The organism is Actinophytocola xanthii, from assembly GCF_001921205.1.
In the GTDB taxonomy this organism is placed as follows: domain Bacteria; phylum Actinomycetota; class Actinomycetes; order Mycobacteriales; family Pseudonocardiaceae; genus Actinophytocola; species Actinophytocola xanthii.
Map to the genome: position 1 here is coordinate 1 of NZ_MSIE01000050.1, position 18,312 is coordinate 18,312.

Sequence of the window (18,312 nt, forward strand, 5' to 3'; positions counted from 1 at the left end):
CCCCGTCCCATCGGCCCCGGCCGCGAACGCCTTACACCGCCCGTCCGCGGCCAACCCGCGCTGGCGGCTGAACTCCACGAACACGCCGGGGGTGGCCATGACCGTGACGCCGCCGGCCAGCGCCAGCGAGCACTCGCCCTGCCGCAGCGCCTGGGCCGCCAGGTGCACGGCCACCAGCGACGACGAGCAACCGGTGTCGACGGTGATCGCGGTGCCCTCGAAGCCGTAGGTGTAGGCGATCCGGCCGGACAGGACGCTCCCGGTGCCGCCGGTCAGCAGGTAGCCCTCGTAGTCGGCCGGTGCCTCGTGCAGCCGGGGCCCGTAGTCCTGGGTCATGGCGCCGACGAACACCCCCGTGTCGCTGCCCCGCAACGACACCGGATCAATCCCCGCCCGCTCCAACACCTCCCACGACGACTCCAACAACAACCGCTGCTGCGGATCCATCGCCACCGCCTCACGCGGCGACACCCCGAAGAACTCCGCATCAAAACGATCAGCGTCGTACAGGAACCCGCCGTCGCGGGTGTAGGTGCGGCCCGGCGTGCCCGGCTCGGGGTCGCAGAGGACGTCGAGGTTCCACCCCCGGTCGGTGGGGAACGGTCCGACCGCGTCGACCTCGTCCAGGACGAGCCGCCACAGGTCCTCCGGCGAGCGCACCCCGCCGGGCAGCCGGCAGCTCATCGCGACGATCGCGACCGGCTCGTCGAGGGGCCGGTTCGCCACGCTGGCCGCAGGGACGGGTCGGGGGCGGCCGGTGACCCGATCGCGGAGGTGCGCGGCCACGGCGGCGGGGGTGGGGTGGTCGAACAGGAGCGTGGCGGGCAGCGGCAGCTCGGTCACGGCTCGCAGGCGGTTCCGCAGCTCGACGGCGGTCATCGAGTCGAACCCCGCGGCGCGGAACGCGCGGCCGGGGTCGACGTCGGCGGCGCTGCCGTGGCCGAGCACGGCGGCGGTCTCGGCCAGCACGAGCGCGGACAGGGCCCGGTCGCGCTCGTCCGCGGGCAGGGCAGTCATCCGCTGGACGAACGCGGACTCCGTCCCGTCCTCGTCGCGCTCGTTCCCGGCCTCGTCCGACAGCGCGGCCAGCAGCGGGCTGGGACGGGTCGCGGTGAACGTCGCCACGAACCGGTCCCGGTCCAGGTCGGCGAGCACGACGTCGGTGTCGCCGCGACCCACCGCGTCGGCGAGCGCGGCCAGCGCGCGCCGCGGTGCCATCGGTACGACCCCGACCCGCCGCGGGTCCAGGGCCGTGCCGCCGGCCATGCCGGCGCCGGCCCAGGCGCCCCAGGCGACGGCGGTCGCCGGCAGGCCGAGGGTGCGCCGCCGTCTGGCAAGCGCGTCGAGCGCGGCGTTGGCCGCACCGTAGGCTCCCTGCCCGCTCGCCCCCCACACCCCGGAGCCGGAGGAGAACAGGACGAATGCCTCCAGGGCGCGGTCGGCCGTGAGCTCGTGCAGGTTCACCGCACCGACCGCCTTGGCCCGCGACGCCGCCGCCAGCCGGGCGGGGTCGAGGTCGGCGACAGCGCACTCGTCGAGCACGCCGGCCGCGTGCACGACGGCGGTGAGGTCGGGCAGGTCGGCGAGCAGCGCGGCGAGCGCCTCGCGGTCGGCGATGTCGCACCGGGCGAGCGTGACCGTGCCGCCCAGCTCCTCGGCCAGCTCGACGGCGCCGGGGGCGTCGGCGCCGCGCCGCCCGGCCAGGACCACGCGGGTCGCGCCGGCATGTGCGAGCCAGCGGGCGAGGTGGGTGCCGAGCGCCCCGGTGCCACCGGTGACCAGGACGGTGCCGCGGGGAGCCCAGGGAGTGGCCGGCCCCGGGTCGGGATCGGGCACGAGCCGCCGCCCGTGGATCCCGTCCGGACCGATCGCGACCTGGTCCGCGCCGTCCAGGCCGGCCAGCACGGCGGCGAGTCGGCCGGCCGCGGCGGTGTCCAGCCGGTGGGGCAGGTCGACCAGGCCGCGCAGGCGCTCGGGTTGTTCGAGTGCGAGGGCTCGACCGAGACCCCACACCATGGCCTGCTCGGGGTCGGTGTCGACGCCCTGGGTGACCAGCCACAGCGGCGCGTCGGTGGCGCGGGCGAGCGCGACGGTGCCCGCCACGTCGAGCAGCGAGAGCATGCCGGCGACCGCGCCGGTGTCCAGCGGGCTCTCCGTGTCCCATTCGGCGGAGCGCACGTCCACGCCGGCCGCGGCGAGCGCCTCGGCCAGCGGCGGGTGGGGACGGCCGGCGGGCGCGACGACCAACCAGCTGCCGGTGGGCGTGGACCGCCGGTCGGGTAGCGGTGCCCACTCGACGCGGTACCGCAGCCGGCCGAGGTCGGGGAGGACGGCGGTTGGCGTCGGGTCGAGCCAGAACCGCGTGCCCTGGAACGGGTAGGTGGGCAGCGGGACGGTCCGGGCGTGCGGGAACAACGGCGACCAGTCCACGGGCACCCCCGCGACGTGCGCGGCGGCCAGCGCGGCGCTGAACCGGTCGGGGCCGCCGTCGTCGCGGCGCAGCGTGGCCAGGACCGGCACGTCCCGCCCGGCGTCGTCGACCGTGTCCTGCAGCGCACCGGTCAGCACCGGGTGTGGGCTCACCTCGAGGAAGGCGCCCCGACCCAGCACGGCACGGGCGGCGGGGGCGAAGCCGACGGTCTCCCGCAGGTTCCGGTACCAGTACTCCGCGTCCAGCGTGGACTCCAACTCGCCGGTCACCGTGGAGTGGAAGGGGACCTCGGGTTCCCGCGACGTGACTCCGGCCAGGTCCGCCAGCAGCCGGTCACGCACGCGTTCGACCTGCGCCGAGTGCGAGGCGTAGTCCACGGGGAGCCGCTTGGCCTCGGGCACTCGGGCCAGTACGGCCTCGATCGCCGTCAGGTCCCCGGACACGACGGTGGACCGTGGGCCGTTCACCGCGGCGACGGAGAGCCCCTCGATCGGGGGCACCTCCTCGGCCGGCAACGGCACCGACACCATCCCGCCCAGCCCTGACAGCTCCCGCAACGCTCGGCTGCGCAGAGCGACAACCCGCGCACCGTCCTGGAGCGACAACGCACCCGCGACACACGCCGCGGCGATCTCGCCCTGGCTGTGGCCGATGACGGCCGCCGGCTCCACCCCGTGGTGGCGCCACACCTCGGCAAGCGAGACCATCACCGCCCACAACGCCGGCTGCACGACATCCACCCGCGCCAACGCGGTCTCGTCGCGCAGCACCTCACGCAGGTCCCAGACCACATAGGAGGACAAGGCGGCAACGCACTCGTCGAACCGGGCGGCGAACACCGTATTTCCCAACAGCTCCACGGCCATACCCACCCACTGCGACCCCTGGCCCGGGAACACGAACACCACGTCCCGCGCGGTCTCGGCCGCGGTCCCGGTCAGCAGGGCCGGGTCGGGTCGGTCCTCGACGAGGGCGGTCAGGCCGGCACGGAACCCGGCGACGTCGCGGGCGAGCACGGTGGCGCGGCGGGCGAGGTGGGCACGGGTGGTGGCCAGGGAGTGGGCTAGGTCGTCGGCTCGGCCGTCCACGTCGAGCAGGCGACGAGCGGTGGCGCGCAACGCCTCCGCGGTGTGCGCGGAGAGCACCCACGGCAGCGTGGCCGGCGCGGGCTCGGGTCGCCGCGGTACGGGCTGGGGCTGGGGCTGCTCGAGCACGACGTGGGCGTTGGTGCCGCTGATCCCGAACGAGGACACAGCGGCCCGCCGCGGACGGTCAACCTCCGGCCACGAACGACGCTCAACCAACAACTCCACCGCACCAACAGACCAATCCACATGCGACGACGGAGCATCCACATGCAACGTCCTCGGCAACACCCCCTCCCGCATCGCCATCACAACCTTGATCACACCCGCCACCCCAGCAGCAGCCTGAGCATGACCAATATTCGACTTCACCGAGCCCAGCCACAACGGCTCGTCCCGACCCTGCCCATACGTCGCCAGCACCGCGTTGGCCTCGATCGGGTCCCCGAGGGTGGTCCCCGTGCCGTGTGCCTCCAGCATGTCCACGTCGGCGGGTGACAGGCCGGCGACGGCCAACGCGCGGCGGATGACCCGCTCCTGCGCGGGCCCGTTGGGGGCGGTGAGCCCGTTGGAGGCGCCGTCGGAGTTCACCGCCGAGCCGCGCAGGACGGCCAGCACCTCGTGGCCGTTGCGCCGCGCGTCGGACAACCGCTCCAGCAACAACACACCGACACCCTCGGCCCACCCCGTCCCATCGGCCCCGGCCGCGAACGCCTTACACCGCCCGTCAGCGGCCAACCCGCGCTGGCGGTCGAACTCGTGGAACACGCCCGGCGAGGACAGCACGGTCACGCCGGCGGCCATCGCGAGGCGGCACTCACCCGCGCGCAGTGCCTGCGCCGCCAGGTGTACGGCCACCAGCGACGAGGAACACGCGGTGTCCACGGTGACGGCCGGGCCACGCAGTCCCAGGGTGTAGGCGATCCGGCCGGACGCGACGCTCACCGAGGTACCGGTGAGCAGGTAGCCCGAGGTCCCGTCGGCGGCCTCGTGCAGCCGGGGCCCGTAGTCCTGGGTCATGGCGCCGACGAACACCCCCGTGTCGCTGCCCCGCAACGACACCGGATCAATCCCCGCCCGCTCCAACACCTCCCACGACGACTCCAACAACAACCGCTGCTGCGGATCCATCGCCACCGCCTCACGCGGCGACACCCCGAAGAACTCCGCATCAAAACGATCAGCGTCGTACAGGAAACCGCCGTGGTGCCCGCCCGGGTCCCAGCCCCGGTCGGTGGGCGGCGCCCCGACCGCGTCCACCTCGTCCGCCACGAGCTGCCACAGCTCCTCCGGCGAACGCACCCCGCCCGGGTACCGGCAGCTCATCGCGACGATCGCGACCGGCTCGTCCGCGGCCGCGGCCACCACCTCCTCCCGCTCCCCCGGCTCGGCCAGGAACGCCGCGAGCGCCTCCGGGGAGGAGTGGTCGAACAGGACGGTGCTGGGCAGTCGACGCCTCGTGGCCGTGCCGATCCGGTTGCGCAGCTCGACGGCGAGCAGCGAGTTCACGCCGAGGTCGCGGAAGGTCGCCGAGGCCGGCACGGCGTCCGGTCCGGCCAACCCGACCGCGAGCGCGGTCTCGGCACGCACGACGTCCAGTGCCGAACGGTCGAGCCGGGAGACGGCCGGGGCGGACGCGGCGCCGTCGAGCCAGAACCGGGTGCGCTGGAAGGGGTAGGTCGGCAGCGGCACTCGCGGGGCGCCGCCGTGCACCGACGACCAGCTGACCGGGACCCCGGCGACCCACGCCTGCGCTAGCGACCGGACGAACCGGGCGTGCCCCTCGCCGCGGCGCAGGGTGCCGAAAACCACGGCGTCGGCACCGGCCTCGTCCACGATCTCCTGCACGCCGACCGCGAGCACCGGATGCGGGCTGATCTCCACGACCACCCTCGGGCCGGTCAGCAGCCCGCGGAGCGCGCCGGCGAAGTCGACCGGCCGGCGCAGGTTCTGGTACCAGTACTCGGCGTCCAGCACGTCGGCGGGCCAGTCCGGCACCGTCGAGCGGATCGGCACCGTCGCCGGACGGGGTCGAACCGGGGCCAGGTCGCGCAGCAGCCGGTCGCGGACCGGCTCGACCAGGGCGCAGTGCGAAGCATAGTCGACCAACACCCGCCGGGCGCCCTCCACCAGCCCGAGCACCTCGTCCAGGGCGGCCGGGGCGCCGGCGACCACGGTCGACCGCGGGCCGTTGACCGCGGCCACGGTCACCCCCGGCAGGTCGGGGAGCTCCGCAGCGGGCAACGGCACCGAGACCAGCCCGCCGCTGCCGGCGAGCGTGGCCAGCGCCTTGCCCCGCTGCGCCACCACGCGAGCGCCGTCCTCGAGGGACAGCGCGCCCGCGACGCACGCGGCGGCGATCTCGCCCTGGCTGTGTCCGACGACCACGTCGGGCACCACGCCGTGGGCCCGCCACAGCTCGGCGAGCGAGACCAGCACCGCCCACAGCGCCGGCTGCACCACCTCCACCCGGCTCAGCGCGTCCTCGTCTCCGAGCACCGCGATCAAATCGAAGTCCACATAGGACGACAAGGCGGTGGCACACTCAGCCATCCGCCGGGCGAACGCCGGTTCCGCGGCCAGGAGGTCCAGCGCCATCCCAGCCCACTGCGAGCCCTGTCCGGGGAAGACGAACACCACCTCGGGTGCGCCGAGCGCCGTCCCGGCCACCACCTCACCCACACTCTCCCCGCGCCCGAACCGGGCGGCGCCCTCCACCAGGTCGTCGCGTGCGCTGCCCAGCACCACCGCTCGCTCGTCGAACGCGGTCCGGGTGTCGCTCAGCGAGCGCGCCACGCCGCGCGGGTCGAGCTCGGCCGCCGCGCCGGCCACCCGCGTGACCTGCTCACGCAGGGCCGACGGCGTCCGGGCCGACAGGGGCCAGGCGACAGTCGAGGGCGGAACCGCCGGGTCCGGTCCGACGGGTGACGGCGGTGCCTCGGCCACGACCACGTGGCAGTTGGTGCCGCCCATGCCGAACGCGCTGACACCGGCGAGCAGCGGCCGGTCCGGGTGCGGCCACGCGCCCGTGGTCGTGCGGACCTGGAGGTTCAGCACGTCGAGCGGGATGGCCGGGTTGGGCTCGGCGAAGTGCAGGCTGGGCACGAGGGCGCGGTGCCGCACGCACAGCACCGCCTTGAGCAGGCCGGCGATCCCGGCGGCGCCCTCCAGGTGGCCGATGTTGGTCTTGACCGACCCGACCTGCAACGGCGCGTCCCGACGCGGGGTGCCCAGCGCGGCGGCGAGCGCGCGCGCCTCCACCGGGTCGCCGGTGGGGGTGCCGGTGCCGTGCAGCTCCACGTACTGCACGTCGGCCGGGTCCACGCGGGCACGTTCGTACGCCGCGCGCAGGACGGCCTCCTGGCCCTCGGCCAGGGGTGCGGTGAGGCTGTCGCCGCCACCGTCGTTGTTGACCGCGCTGCCGAGGATGAGGCAGTGGACCGGGTCGCCGTCGGCGAGCGCGTCGTCGAGCCGTTTGAGCACGAGCACCGCGCCGCCCTCGCCGCGGACGTAGCCGTTGGCGCGGGAGTCGAAGGTGTGGCAGCGCCCGTCCGGGGACAACCCGCCGAACCGGTCGACCGCGGCGGTGCTGTCCTCGGCGAGGATCAGGTGCACCCCGCCGGCCAGCGCGACCGAGGACTCCCCCGCCAGCAGGCTGGCGCAGGCAAGGTGCACCGCGACCAGCGCGGAGGACTGGGCGGCGTCCACGGTCATGCTCGGCCCCCGCAGGCCGAGGGTATGCGAGACGCGGTTGGCGAGCATGCCGCGGTTCAGGCCGGTCAGGCTGTGCGCGGTGAGCACGGCGGGACCGCGCCGGCGCGAGAGGGTGGCGTAGTCGTCACCGATGGCGCCGACGAACACGCCGGTGTTCGAACCGCACAGTCGCGCGGGGACCACCCCGGCGTCCTCGAGCGCCTCCCAACCCAGCTCGAGCACGAGCCGCTGCTGCGGGTCGAGCACGGCGGCCTCGGCGGGCGAGACCCCGAAGAAGTCCGCGTCGAACTCGTCGACCCGGTCGAGGTAACCGCCGCGGGAGCCGACCGGCCCGGGGTGACCAGCCGGGAGGGGCCGAACGGCGTCCACCCCGTCGGACATCAGCCGCCAGAACGCGGCCACGTCCGACGCCAGCGGAAACCGGCACGCCACCCCGATGACAGCGATCGCGCCGGCTGTCATCGGGGCACGCTCGCGCCACACCTTGGAATTGCGCTCATGTTTTCCCCACAGCCCCGACGGTGATCATCCTTTTCGACGCTAGCTCACGTCCGACCACAATCCAGGGTTGACAGCTGTGGGGTAGTTCAACTAGTCAAGAAAGTCAAACCAGCGCAGCGACCGCACGATCGACCTCAAAGGACATTCCGCGACCTGCCGAAACCGCGCCGAACACCGCGACGCGCGCCGCTCGAACGAAACCACGTCAGGGTCCGCCGGAACGACGTCGTTCTCCTCCCACGTTCGTCCCGGGCTTGAGCACGGACCGAGCACACCGCGCTCGAGGTGATCCGCGCGATTCCTGTCCGGGCGCTGCTCGAGCCGGAACGAAACCTGGACGCGCGCTTGTGCGGTTGCCCCTGGGCAGGGACAACCGCACAAGCGCGGGACAGGTGTGGATCAGTACCAGTGCTGCAGGTTGTTCCCCGGCGCCACGTACGTCCACAGGCCGACCGGGCTGCCGTTGCCATGCCAGTAGTCGCCGAACGCGTCCATGGCGACCACGAAGCTCGTGGCCTCGAAGGTGAACGTCAAGTCACCGTTGCTCTGAATGGTGACGTGGAAGTTCTGCCCCGGCGCGGCGCCGTTCTTGCAGTCGTAGACGTTGAACTGCCAGCCGATGTTGTTGCCGGCCGACGACGGGTAGTCCAGGCACCGTCCACTTCTCTCGTTGACCAGGTTGTAGCCGTAGTAGTGGCCGCTGTTCCACACCCGGAAGCGCCACCGCTCGCTGATTCCCCCGTTGCACTCCCACAGGCCGACCGGCGAGTTGTTCGCACCGCCCCCGTTGGCGAAGTTGTCCAGGCAGTAGCGGTCGCCGCGGCCGGCGACGCGCAGGTAGAACGGGGCGGAGTCGCGCACCGCGGCGGACGTCCTGGCGTTCGCCGTGAACTGCTGGAAGGCCTGTGCCGCGGTGACGGTCGCCTCGTCCGCACTCGCGGCGGGGGTCAGCACTCCCAGGGCCAGGAGCACGGACAGCATGACAGTAAACAATCTTCGCATGACTACCCCTCGAATCGCGTGGTCGCCCCAGAATCCGACGACGGATGAGTCCCCAGTACGCGTAAACTGAGGTTAATCCAAGATCTTTTTCTATCATTACCAGTTTACGCGATATCAGTAAAGCCGAGGCATATCCGACTGTCAACGGTATGTGCGTCCTAGCGCAAAAACTGGGCCACCACAGGGCTTCGGCGGTAGGCGTCAGCCACGCCGGTCAGCCAGCGCGCCTCCTCGTCGATGTCGGCGGGCCGCACCGCGGTGGGAGGAGCCGCATCCCCGTTGACCCGGTTGTCGGCCTTGGCACGGAGTGCCGCGGCCAGCGTCGCGGCCTCGACCACCGCTTCCTGGCCGTCCCGGTCCAGGCCCGCTGCCGCCGCCGACTCCCGGGCGGTGTTCGCGACCTGCTCGTCCACGTACGGGCGCAACGTGAGTACGGCGTCGCGGATCTCGATGATTCTGCGGTACAGGCGAAACTCCACGGTCTGCCACCGGGCGGGGCGCGACCGCGGCAGAACCAGCGCGATGTGCGGCATCACCTCGTACACCGCCGCCAGAGCGGGTCGAGTCGCCGGTATGCGTGGTACCGCCGCAGCCGCAGTCGCAGCCTGACGAGCTTCGGAGCCCATCCGGCGACGGTCGCCCCGACAGCGAGCAGCAGTGCGGCACCACAGACCAAAGTCGTGGAGACCGGCCCCTCAGACCACGGCGGCTCGAGGCCGAACCGTCTCGCCAACGCGTAGCCCGCCTTGTGCAGGGCGAACACGATTCCGACGAGGCCGGCCGAGGCCAGCAGCCGCAGTCCGGTCGGCAGGCAACGCCGCCGCGTCAGTCGCGCGTGCCGGACCGATCGAAGACAGACCGCGCCGAGGGACAACACGGCGAAGGTCAGGAAAACCAACAGGTACTCGGTGACGAACGGCGCCGCGGCGTACTGGTTCACGAAGTCGTCCGCGTCGGTGCCGACCGGTGCGAGTACGAAAAGGACGACCATCGCGACGAGGGTCACGACCGTATAGGGCACCCAGAACCGGTAGACCGTCGCCGTCGCCCCGGCCACGTGCCCTCCCAGTACCTGCATCGCCAGCCCGGCCAGCACCGCCAACAGGTGCTGAACGAGCCGAACGCCGCTCGGGTACCACATCAACGGTGGGATGCTCTGGTACACCGGTGGCAGCCCGATGGTGACCGCGATGGCGAAGGCCAGCAGCAGCGCGCACAGCGCGCGGAGCGCGGGGTTTCTCGGGTTGTGCCACAGGTCGCGCAGCTTGTAGGCGAACCCGCCCCAGGACAGCACGATGGCGGCGATGATGATGCCATAGCGCATGTCAGCTCCGCCCCGGTGAACCGAGCACCGCCCACACCCGACGCACCAGCTCGGACATCTCCTCCGGCGGCTCCGGCACGCTGAGCGGCACGACGGCGAAACCGGTCTCGGACAGGATGAGGCTCGCGAACAGCTCGGCCTCCTGCTCGTCGCTGTCGGAGTAGTGGGACCTCGCGAGCGTGCGGCGAACGAGGGCGGGGTCGAGGTTGGGCAGGAGCAGTCGGGCCGTGCTGTCGCTGAGAACACCGCCGCCCGTGTGGCCGAAGAGGAGGTGGCCGATCTCGTGGAGGATGATGTGCTCGCTGTGCAGCCGGCTCGTGTTCTGTTCGTAGAACACGTAGTCCGCCGTCTGCGAGGCGATCCAGATGCCGGACGGGTCTGTCGGCCGCGCGGTCATCGGCAGCGGGTGGATGGGTCGCCCCCGCTGCTCGCCGAGCCGTGCGCACAGGGCGCCGATGTCCAGCGGCGGCCTCAGGTCCAGCCGGCGAACCTCGCGCACGCACCTCTCGTGAACCCGCCGCAGATCCATGCTCTCCCCCAGAGCTCGGTTACCCTCCGGCACCTGAGAGTTTACTCGTCGGGGGCAGGTGAATCGGGGTCGGTGGGCTGTAGGCCCTCGAGTTCGCGGATCCGGCTCAGGATCTCGTTGACGGTGTCGAGGCTCGCGGGAGAGAGGTGCGCGGCACGCAGCGCGACCCGCCGCACCGACCCATCCCGCAGCGCCGCCAGCAGGGCCAGCTCGGTGTCGATCTGCTCGGCGGTCCGGTCGTCGAAGAAGTAGGCGGGAGAGACGCCGAAGAAGGCGGCCAGCCCCTCGAGGTGTCGTTTCGTCGGGTTGGTGCGCACGCCCTTGCGGAGCTGCCACACGTAGGTGTGCGAGATCGGGACGTCCTGCTCGCGGATGGCACTGGCCACCTCGTCGTAGGTGTACTCCTCGCCCGTGGGCGACCGGACGGTCTGGAAGAGGCGGTTGAGCTTGTCGGCCAGCGTCCGGGCAGCGTCGGCGTCATCGCCTCGGTCAGGCATGCCCACCTCCCCCGTCAACACCTACCGACGGAGTCCACCGACCACGTCCGCGTTGTTCAGCCTATCAACTCAGCTTGATCTCGGAAGATCTTCCCGATCGACAGTTGATGACGTATCAACCGACCTGCGGAACGACATCGCGGGAGCACATCGTGTCGGCGCCCGCGCCGATCACGGAGTTGTAGAAAGACCGGCCTCCTCGGGACCGGTCGCGGCCGTGTCGTAGCGCGTGCGGACCAACGACAGCGCGTCGAGCAGTTCGGCGCTGGTCGGGGTGTGTCGGGGACGCACGTCGGCCGTTCCGCGCAGGGGCAGCGAACCGAGGTCGGACCAGAAGATCGTGCCGTCGGGGGCGACGCCGCTGCGGGCGCGACCGGCGTTGTCGTCGTGGACGCAGTACGGGACGTCCAGGATGCCGGCGGCGAAGGCCGCCACCAGGGCCTCCCCGATGTCATCGTGCAGGTCGAGCGTCGCTTCCAGCAGCGACCTCGCCTCCCGGTAGACCTCGTTGTCCCCGTCGGCCGGCGCGGCGGGGGGCGGCACCACCGACCCGGCGTGCTCGAGAGCCTGCACGTTCTCGGCCGCGGACGGAATCCTGGACGCCTCCACGGCGGACTTGACGATCAGCCGGGTGGCGCCGGCCCGGCTCGCCAGGTGGACGGCGTCACGCACGACGGCTCGGGACCCCGCTGCCGTGCGCGGAAACAGGCCCATGTACGTGTACACGACCAGGTGCCAGCCCGGGGGCGGCCCGAGCCGCTCGGTGGCCAGCCGCCGCAGCGCGGCCAGGGCCAGCAGGTCCTGCCGCGTGTTCGACTGTTGCGCCAGGCTCATCGACACGTCGCGGACCCCGTTCTGCCGGAAGAACAACGCCTCCAGCACGGTCAACGCGACCAGCAGCCCCGGCGGGCAGAGCTGTCCCATCATGCAGCCGCCGAAGCTCTCCAGGTGCGGGTTGGCACACCTGTCCGCCAGCTCGCGGCAGGACCGGCGCCAGCTGTCGACGGCCGTCCTGAGCGGGACCCGACCGTAGGGCAGGCAGTACGAGACCGGCCCTCCTTCGGTGGCATCGAGGCCACACGCGACGAGCGCCGCGACGACCTCCTCCGCCTCGGCCGAGCCATGCCGTACCTGGACCGGGAACCCGGCGTCGAGTACGCCGTCGAGCATCGCCCTCGTCGTGGGAACGCCGTGGGCGATGATGGGATACCCGTTGAGCGGCCTGCCCGCGGCGACCGCCCGCGCGGCGGAGGAGAAGTCCCGGACCCTCGTGTAGCTGTCCAACGTGATCGTGCCGACCGTGTTGGCTCGCGCGGCCTTCGTCGCCAGCAGACCCGCGCGCATGAGCGCCGGATCGCTGAACCCCATGCGCGGCTGCACGATCAGCTCACCGGAGCGCCGCGCCTGCTCGACGCGTCCGGCGAAGCTAGGCCGAGTCACGGACGTGCCCCGCCGGCCCGGCCGCCGTGTCCAGCGCCCGAGCCAGGAACTCGTACGGCGTCTCGGGGTCGGTGTCCTCGTACACAGCACGGTATCCCGCCGCGAGCAGGTCGCGGCGGCACTCCCCCGCCGCTCCGCCGATCCCCAGCTTTCCGCCGATGACCGCCGGGACCGCGCGGGTGGCCGGGTCGCGGTACAGGGACCGGACCAGCTCGAGGCCGTCGGCCGCCCCGTGGCCGTTGACGGTGCTCACCACGAGGAGTGCCGGCGGGCGCCGCCGGCAGCTTTCCACCACTGTGGACACCGGAACGCAGGGGCCGAGGTTGGTCACCTCCCGGCCCAGCTCGACCAGCAGCAGCTCCAGGTACACCAGGTTCCAGGTGTGGGCGTCCGAGGCCACGGTGGTGAGCAGGACATGGCGGGCCTCCGGCTGCCGGAACCACCCGTTGTGCAAGGGAGTCAGCATGAGAACACCACCGGGTACCGCGACCACCTGGTCTCCCGCGTCGAGAACCGGTCCGGCACGGGGGTGGCGGCCGGGTCCCGTCGCACCCCCCTGCGCAGCAGTGCCTGCACCATCAACGGGACCACCCCGTGCAGGTGGTCGTCCGGTCGTTCCTCCGGGGCGGGCACGGGCAGGCCGACGGCGAGGGTCCGGCCGATACACGCGTGCGCGCCGCTGCCGAAGGCGTGCGCGTACCTCGGCACCTTGGCCGGCACCTCGCGCCACGGGTTGAACTCGCCGGCGTCCGGCCCGAACACGGCCACGTCCCGGTTGGCGGCCTCGGCGTCCAGCTCGACGACGGTCCCGGCGGCGACCGGTCGCCCGCATACCGACGTGTCGGCCGACGCCCTGCGCCGGATCTGGGGCACGGTGGGGCGCAGCCGCACCGCCTCGTGGACGAAACGCTGGATGAGGAACAGATCATCGGCCAGCCCGGCCGCCGAGGACGGGTCGGCCGCGATGTGGTCGAGGATGAAGTCCATCGAGTTGGTCAGCGCCTGCGCATTGGTGTCCGCCCCGGCCTCGAGGTAGAACGCCGTCTCCCGGGCGATCTGGTCGTCGTCGAGGCCGTACCGCTCCTGGTTGCGCAGCAGCGTCGTCAACAGGTCCCGCGGCAGGTCGTGCTCCGCCAGGTCGCCGGCCGCCACCCGGTCGAGCAGCCGTGCTCTTCGCTCCCACGAGGGCCGCAGAAAGGTGTCGGTGAACTCCCGGAGCGCCCTGGCCGACGCGGCCCGGATCTCCTCCTCGCCGGTCACGACGACGTCGAGCGCGACGGCTCTGGTGAACGCCGTGGCGAGCTCGATCAGCTGCTCGCGCTCCTCGATGGAGTCGTCGTCGACGTCCACCCCCGCGGTGCGGGCGGAGAGCACGATCGCGAGCAGCGACCCGGCCTGGACCAGATCGGTGGAACCCGTACCGGCGATGGGATCGAGGGTCGCCGCGATGATCCGCGGGAACAGCTCGCGTTCGTAGTAGGTGAGGATGTCCCGCCGGAACAGGGCGTTCTCCAGCGCGCGCCGCTCACGGTGCGGGGCGCCGTCGAGCATCAGGACGACACCCTCCACGACGTTGTCCCGCTCGTACCGTGCGGGGTCGATGCTCCTGGTGAGCGTTCGGCTGGCCAGTCCACGGTGTACGTCCCGATAGGTGCTGAACACCATCGTGTCTGTTGTAGCGTGCACTCGTTCCTCCCTCTTCCCTACGGCACAACGGATCGGATGCAGCGCGGTGGAGAGTTTCCTTGTGCAGTCGGCGTTCAACGACTACCTCGGTCCGCCGGGTCCCGCGCCCGAGCTGGCCGCGCTGCGGGAGGCCCTGGACGCGACGAAGGCCGTCCGGACCCGCGACGACATGTACTTCACCCCGCTGCCGGCACCACTTCTGCTCGATCGCGAGCAGAACGCCTATCTCCGGCACGCGAGTGAGCGGCTCGTCGCGCTGCTCACCACCGAACTGGGCACGTACGTGGCCGACGAGGCGGAGCTGCTCGACGTACTGCGGATCGGCCCGGTGCTGCGGCCGTTCGTCCGGGAGGCCCTCGCGGCGGACGTGACGGTGGCGCGCTGCGACTTCCTCTGGTCCCGGGAGGGCTGGCGGGTGGTCGAGGTGAACATCGGCGGACCGGTGGGCGGCCTGGACGTTCGGGGGTACAACGACCTCGCGGCGAAGAACCCGCTCGTCGGACCGTTCCTGACCGAGAACGGGCTCGACGCCGGGTCGCCCATCGACGCGCTGGCGGAGGCGACCCGCCGAGCCTGCGAGCGGCTGGGTGTCGCCGCGGCCCGGCCGGTGATCGCGATCGTGGACAGTCCGGAGTTCGAGCCGATCTACCACCTGGCTTACCGCAGGCTCGTGGAGCACTACGCGGCCAACGGGTTCGACGCGGTCATCTGCCACCAGGGCACGCTCTCGGTCCGGAATGGACATCTGTTCTCGGGTGAGCTCCACATCGACGCCGTCCACCGCCAGTTCATCCTCGAGGACATGCTGACCGAACCCGAGCTCGCCCTGCCGGTGCTCCAGGCCGCCTCGGCCGGCACGACCGCCCTCATCTCGGGCTTCCGCGAGGAGCTGCTGGGGTGCAAGGGAATGCTGGCGGTGCTCCGCGACGCGGCGGTACGAGGTCTGCTGTCCGCCGAGGACGCCCACCTGGTCCTCGACGTCGTCCCGGAGACCGTTCTGCTGCACCGGCCGGACCGCGCGGGCTTCTCCGGCGCCGGCGACCCGCAGGTCCTGCGGGACGCCACCGCGGCCGACTGGGTGGTCAAACCGTCCATCGGCAGCTCCGGTGGCGGGGTCACCCTCGGCGCCGGTGTGGACGAGGGGACGTTCCGCGACGCGGCGAGGGCCGCGACCGGCTCCGACGACGCCTGGGTCGCCCAGCGGTTCGTCCGTAGCGACCCGGTGACCCTGCCGCTCCTGCGCGACGAGGAGCTCACGTTCGGCGGGTGCCAGATCCATCCCAGCTTCTTCGTGACCGAGGGAAGGGCGACCGGCGCGTGGACGCGCGCCCTCCCGGGGCAGGCGGCGCGGCTCGTGGCGATGGTGAACGGGGCGCTCTTCGGCGGCGTCTACGCGCCGCACTAGTGGCTCCCGTCGGTGGTCGCCACCGCCAGGTGGTTCGTCATCTCCGTCACCCGGGCGAGGGCGTCGGACAGCGCGGGAGCGCGGGCGACCACGAACGCGACATGGTCCATGTTGTCGCGCGGCTCCCGCAGGCGAGTGCCGACGGTCGCGGCCAGGCGCACCTCGACAGCTCCGTCGACGGCGGCGGCCTGTTCGATCCCGCGCAGACCGGTGAGCGTGCCCTCCTTGCCGCAGAGGAAACGCATCGCCTCGTGGTGTGTCCATTCGAGACTCACCGACGGGGTGGCACCCAGCGCCATGTCCAGTGCCGCCAGGTAGGGGTTGAACCCGGAGCAGTGCCAGATCATGTCCATGATCACGTCGCCCGGCGTCCTGGCGTTGATCTCCACCACCTTCGGGCCGCTCTCGGTGATGATCAGCTCGGTGTTCGAGAAGCACCGGTCGACGCCGAGCGCCGCGAGCCCGGTGCGCACCGCCGCCTCCGCCGCCTCGGCGTGGGCGTGCTGGTAGGGCAGCGCGTGACCGTTCACGATCGGGGACTCGCCCGCCACAACCTCCTTGCGGACCTGGCAGAGCACGGTCGTCTCGCCGTCACAGGTCAGCGCCTCGACGCTGATCTCCTGGCCGCGGACCTGCTCCTCCACCAGCAGCGGCGCGTTCGCACGCAGCCGGCTGTGCCACGCCCGCCGCGTGATCTCGCCCAGCTCCTCGGCGGACCCGGCCAGGCCGACCCCGATACTGCCCGCCTGGTCGACCGGTTTGACGCACACCGGGAAACCAAGCTCCTCGACGGCCGCGCGCACCTCGTCCAGCTCGTGGCAGATCCGGAACCTCGGCTGGGGAACCCCTGCCTCGGCCAGCACGGTCCGCTGGACGCTCTTGACGGTCGCGGCCCGGGCCGCGTCCGCGGACATGAACGGGATGCCGAACTCGGCCGCGAGGGTGGCGGTCAGGACCATGCACTCGTCGAAGAACGTCATCACCGCGTCCGGCCGGTCCGCGCCGAGCACGTCGGCGACCGCCGAGCGCACCTGCCGCTCGTCGAACAGGTCCCCGACACCCCGGTACCGGTCGGCGAGGCGCAGGTGCGGCGCGTCGACGAAGTCCACGAGCAACAGCCGCACCCCGGCACGCAGCAGGGTGCGGATCGCGAACTCGCGGTTCTCGACGATGCCGATGACGAGAACCGTCCGGCCCTCGGTAGAGCTCACATCTTCTCCTTCGGGGTGTGCCGCGCGCCGCCGCGCAGCACCTCGGTCACCTGGACGCGGCCGTCCACCAGCTCGAACACCGTGATGTCGGCCGGGGTGCCCACCGCCCACGGCTCCTGCCACCACGGTCTGCCGAGGATCCGCGCACAGGTCGTGGTCACCGCTGCCACGGCCCGGCCCAGCGGCATCCCCAGCGCGAGGAACTCCGACACCAGGCCGGGCAGGTCCGGGACGACCGCGCCGTCGTCCGGGCGGTAGGCGTCGGTGCTGATGGTGTCCGGCCAGAGCCCGGCGTCGGCGGCACGCCGCGCCACGTCGGTGCTGAACAGGGTGCCGGCGTGGCCCACGTCGAACAGCACGCCCCGGTCCCGCGCGTCCGCCACCCAGGGGTGGAGGCGCCCGGCGGCGGTGAGGATGCCCGCCGGCCCGCCGTGGAAGGCGTGCGTCACCACGTCGCCGGGGCGGAGCAGGTCGTACACGTCGGGCATCGGCGCGGGAGGGTCGGTGATGTGTGCCATCACCGGCAGCCCGGTCGCGGCGGCCGCCTCGATCGCTCGGCGCAGGATCTCCAGTGGCGGAGCCGGGACGCTCGAGGTCAGCCGCACCTTGATCCCGACGATCTCGCCCGGATGCTCCTCGGCGCACTTCACCGTGCGCTCGACGTCCGCGTAGCGCAGGTCGGACAGTTCGCCCACGCCCGCGGCCAGCGGCTGCAACCCGATTCCGCAGATGTGCAGGAACGCCAGCACCCTCGTCCTGGACCGTCTCATCTCCAGCTCGCGGAACGCCGGGAAGTTCGCCCAGCCGGTGGAGCCCGCGTCCACGACGGTGGTGACGCCGACGTCGACGCCGACCCGGTCCGGCTCGATCGCGATCGGGAAGCCGTGGGCGAAGTAGTGGCCGTGGATGTCGGTGAACCCCGGCGACACGTACGCCCCGCGCGCGTCGACCACTCGCGCGCCTCCCGGGTCGATGTCGGTGCCGACCGCCGCGATCCGCCCCGCCAGGATCGCCACGTCACCGGGGACGACCGTGTCCGCATGCGGGTCGATCACGCGTCCGTTGACCAGGACGGAGTCGTAGGTCGGGGTCACGGCTGCCGCTCCCCCGCCACGAGCTGGGCGACGCCGTCGCCGAAGGACCAGTCGCAGAGCTGGTTCTCGGTGATCGTGACCAGCACGTTGCGCGGCTCGATCCCGGCGCGCTCGGCGGCCAGCTCGGTGATCCGCCGGTACAGCGCGCGCTTCTGCTCCACCGTCCGACCCGCCCGCATCGTGATGGCCACGAACACGACGTCGTCGTCCCGCTCGATCCCGAGGTAGCCGGGGTGGTAGCGCAGGTGTCCCGGATCGTGTTGGTGCAGCACCTGGAACAGGTCGTCGGCCGGCACGTCGATCGTCTCCGTCATGGCCTGGTGCACGGCGTCCCCCAGGGCGGTGAGGTCACGCCCGGGCCGCCGCAGCGCGTGGATCTGAACTAGGGGCACG

At 72.3% G+C, this 18,312-nt stretch carries 13 protein-coding genes; 1 reads left to right on the forward strand and 12 read right to left on the reverse strand.

Going from position 1 to position 18,312, the window contains the following annotated elements; all coding sequences use genetic code 11:
* The 9 genes from BU204_RS40905 to BU204_RS25665 all read right to left on the reverse strand — a co-directional run.
* The coding region (locus BU204_RS40905) for a type I polyketide synthase (protein WP_075128310.1) at positions 1 to 7,692 on the reverse strand (7,692 nt) is incomplete at its 3' end.
* A gap of 438 nt (positions 7,693 to 8,130) precedes the next feature.
* Entirely contained in the window at positions 8,131 to 8,712 is a 582-nt protein-coding gene (locus BU204_RS25630; RefSeq protein ID WP_075128311.1) for an RICIN domain-containing protein, read from the reverse strand.
* 179 nt (positions 8,713 to 8,891) lie between these two features.
* Positions 8,892 to 9,278 carry a DUF6545 domain-containing protein gene (locus BU204_RS40245; protein WP_075128312.1) on the reverse strand — a complete coding sequence of 129 codons (387 nt, stop codon included), beginning with the start codon at positions 9,276 to 9,278 and terminating at the stop codon, positions 8,892 to 8,894.
* Positions 9,266 to 10,057 carry an MAB_1171c family putative transporter gene (locus tag BU204_RS25640; protein WP_075128313.1) on the reverse strand — a complete coding sequence of 264 codons (792 nt, stop codon included), beginning with the start codon at positions 10,055 to 10,057 and terminating at the stop codon, positions 9,266 to 9,268. Before BU204_RS25640 ends, BU204_RS40245 begins: the two co-directional genes overlap by 13 nt.
* Before the next feature lies 1 nt (position 10,058).
* The gene (locus BU204_RS25645) at positions 10,059 to 10,556 is read right to left on the reverse strand and encodes an ImmA/IrrE family metallo-endopeptidase (protein ID WP_158073512.1); all 498 of its coding nucleotides are present in this window, start codon (positions 10,554 to 10,556) and stop codon (positions 10,059 to 10,061) included.
* A gap of 71 nt (positions 10,557 to 10,627) precedes the next feature.
* A complete protein-coding gene (locus BU204_RS25650) occupies positions 10,628 to 11,083 on the reverse strand; it encodes a helix-turn-helix domain-containing protein (RefSeq protein ID WP_075128315.1) in 456 nt (151 codons plus the stop codon).
* Positions 11,084 to 11,254: 171 nt separating this feature from the next.
* Entirely contained in the window at positions 11,255 to 12,523 is a 1,269-nt protein-coding gene (locus tag BU204_RS25655; RefSeq protein ID WP_075128316.1) for a methylaspartate mutase, read from the reverse strand.
* Positions 12,510 to 12,989, reverse strand: a complete 480-nt coding sequence (locus BU204_RS25660; RefSeq protein WP_075128317.1) for a cobalamin-dependent protein — start codon at positions 12,987 to 12,989, stop codon at positions 12,510 to 12,512. Before BU204_RS25660 ends, BU204_RS25655 begins: the two co-directional genes overlap by 14 nt.
* A complete protein-coding gene (locus tag BU204_RS25665) occupies positions 12,983 to 14,209 on the reverse strand; it encodes a cytochrome P450 (protein ID WP_143229736.1) in 1,227 nt (408 codons plus the stop codon). The genes BU204_RS25660 and BU204_RS25665 overlap by 7 nt, the downstream gene beginning before the upstream one ends.
* Positions 14,210 to 14,255: 46 nt before the next feature.
* Between BU204_RS25665 and BU204_RS25670 the strand changes: the two genes are divergently transcribed.
* A complete protein-coding gene (locus tag BU204_RS25670) occupies positions 14,256 to 15,614 on the forward strand; it encodes a hypothetical protein (protein ID WP_143229737.1) in 1,359 nt (452 codons plus the stop codon).
* Here BU204_RS25670 and BU204_RS25675 read toward each other — a convergent pair.
* From BU204_RS25675 to BU204_RS25685, 3 genes are read right to left on the reverse strand one after another with little or no spacing between them, the layout of a single operon-like run.
* Positions 15,611 to 16,825 (reverse strand): ATP-grasp domain-containing protein, encoded by a 1,215-nt coding sequence (locus BU204_RS25675; protein ID WP_075128320.1) that lies wholly within the window; start codon positions 16,823 to 16,825, stop codon positions 15,611 to 15,613. The genes BU204_RS25670 and BU204_RS25675 overlap by 4 nt on opposite strands.
* Complete coding sequence (locus BU204_RS25680) at positions 16,822 to 17,919, reverse strand: amidohydrolase family protein (RefSeq protein ID WP_075128321.1); 1,098 nt, start codon at positions 17,917 to 17,919, stop codon at positions 16,822 to 16,824. The genes BU204_RS25675 and BU204_RS25680 overlap by 4 nt, the downstream gene beginning before the upstream one ends.
* A complete protein-coding gene (locus tag BU204_RS25685) occupies positions 17,916 to 18,311 on the reverse strand; it encodes a tautomerase family protein (RefSeq protein ID WP_075128322.1) in 396 nt (131 codons plus the stop codon). Before BU204_RS25685 ends, BU204_RS25680 begins: the two co-directional genes overlap by 4 nt.
* Between the last annotated feature and the right edge of the window lies 1 nt (position 18,312).

Coding starts and splice junctions, on each gene's coding strand:
- BU204_RS25630 (WP_075128311.1), bottom strand. CDS start 8,712: ATGCTGTCCGTGCTCCTGGCCCTGGGAGTGCTGACCCCCGCCGCGAGT.
- BU204_RS25640 (WP_075128313.1), bottom strand. CDS start 10,057: ATGCGCTATGGCATCATCATCGCCGCCATCGTGCTGTCCTGGGGCGGG.
- BU204_RS25650 (WP_075128315.1), bottom strand. CDS start 11,083: ATGCCTGACCGAGGCGATGACGCCGACGCTGCCCGGACGCTGGCCGAC.
- BU204_RS25660 (WP_075128317.1), bottom strand. CDS start 12,989: ATGCTGACTCCCTTGCACAACGGGTGGTTCCGGCAGCCGGAGGCCCGC.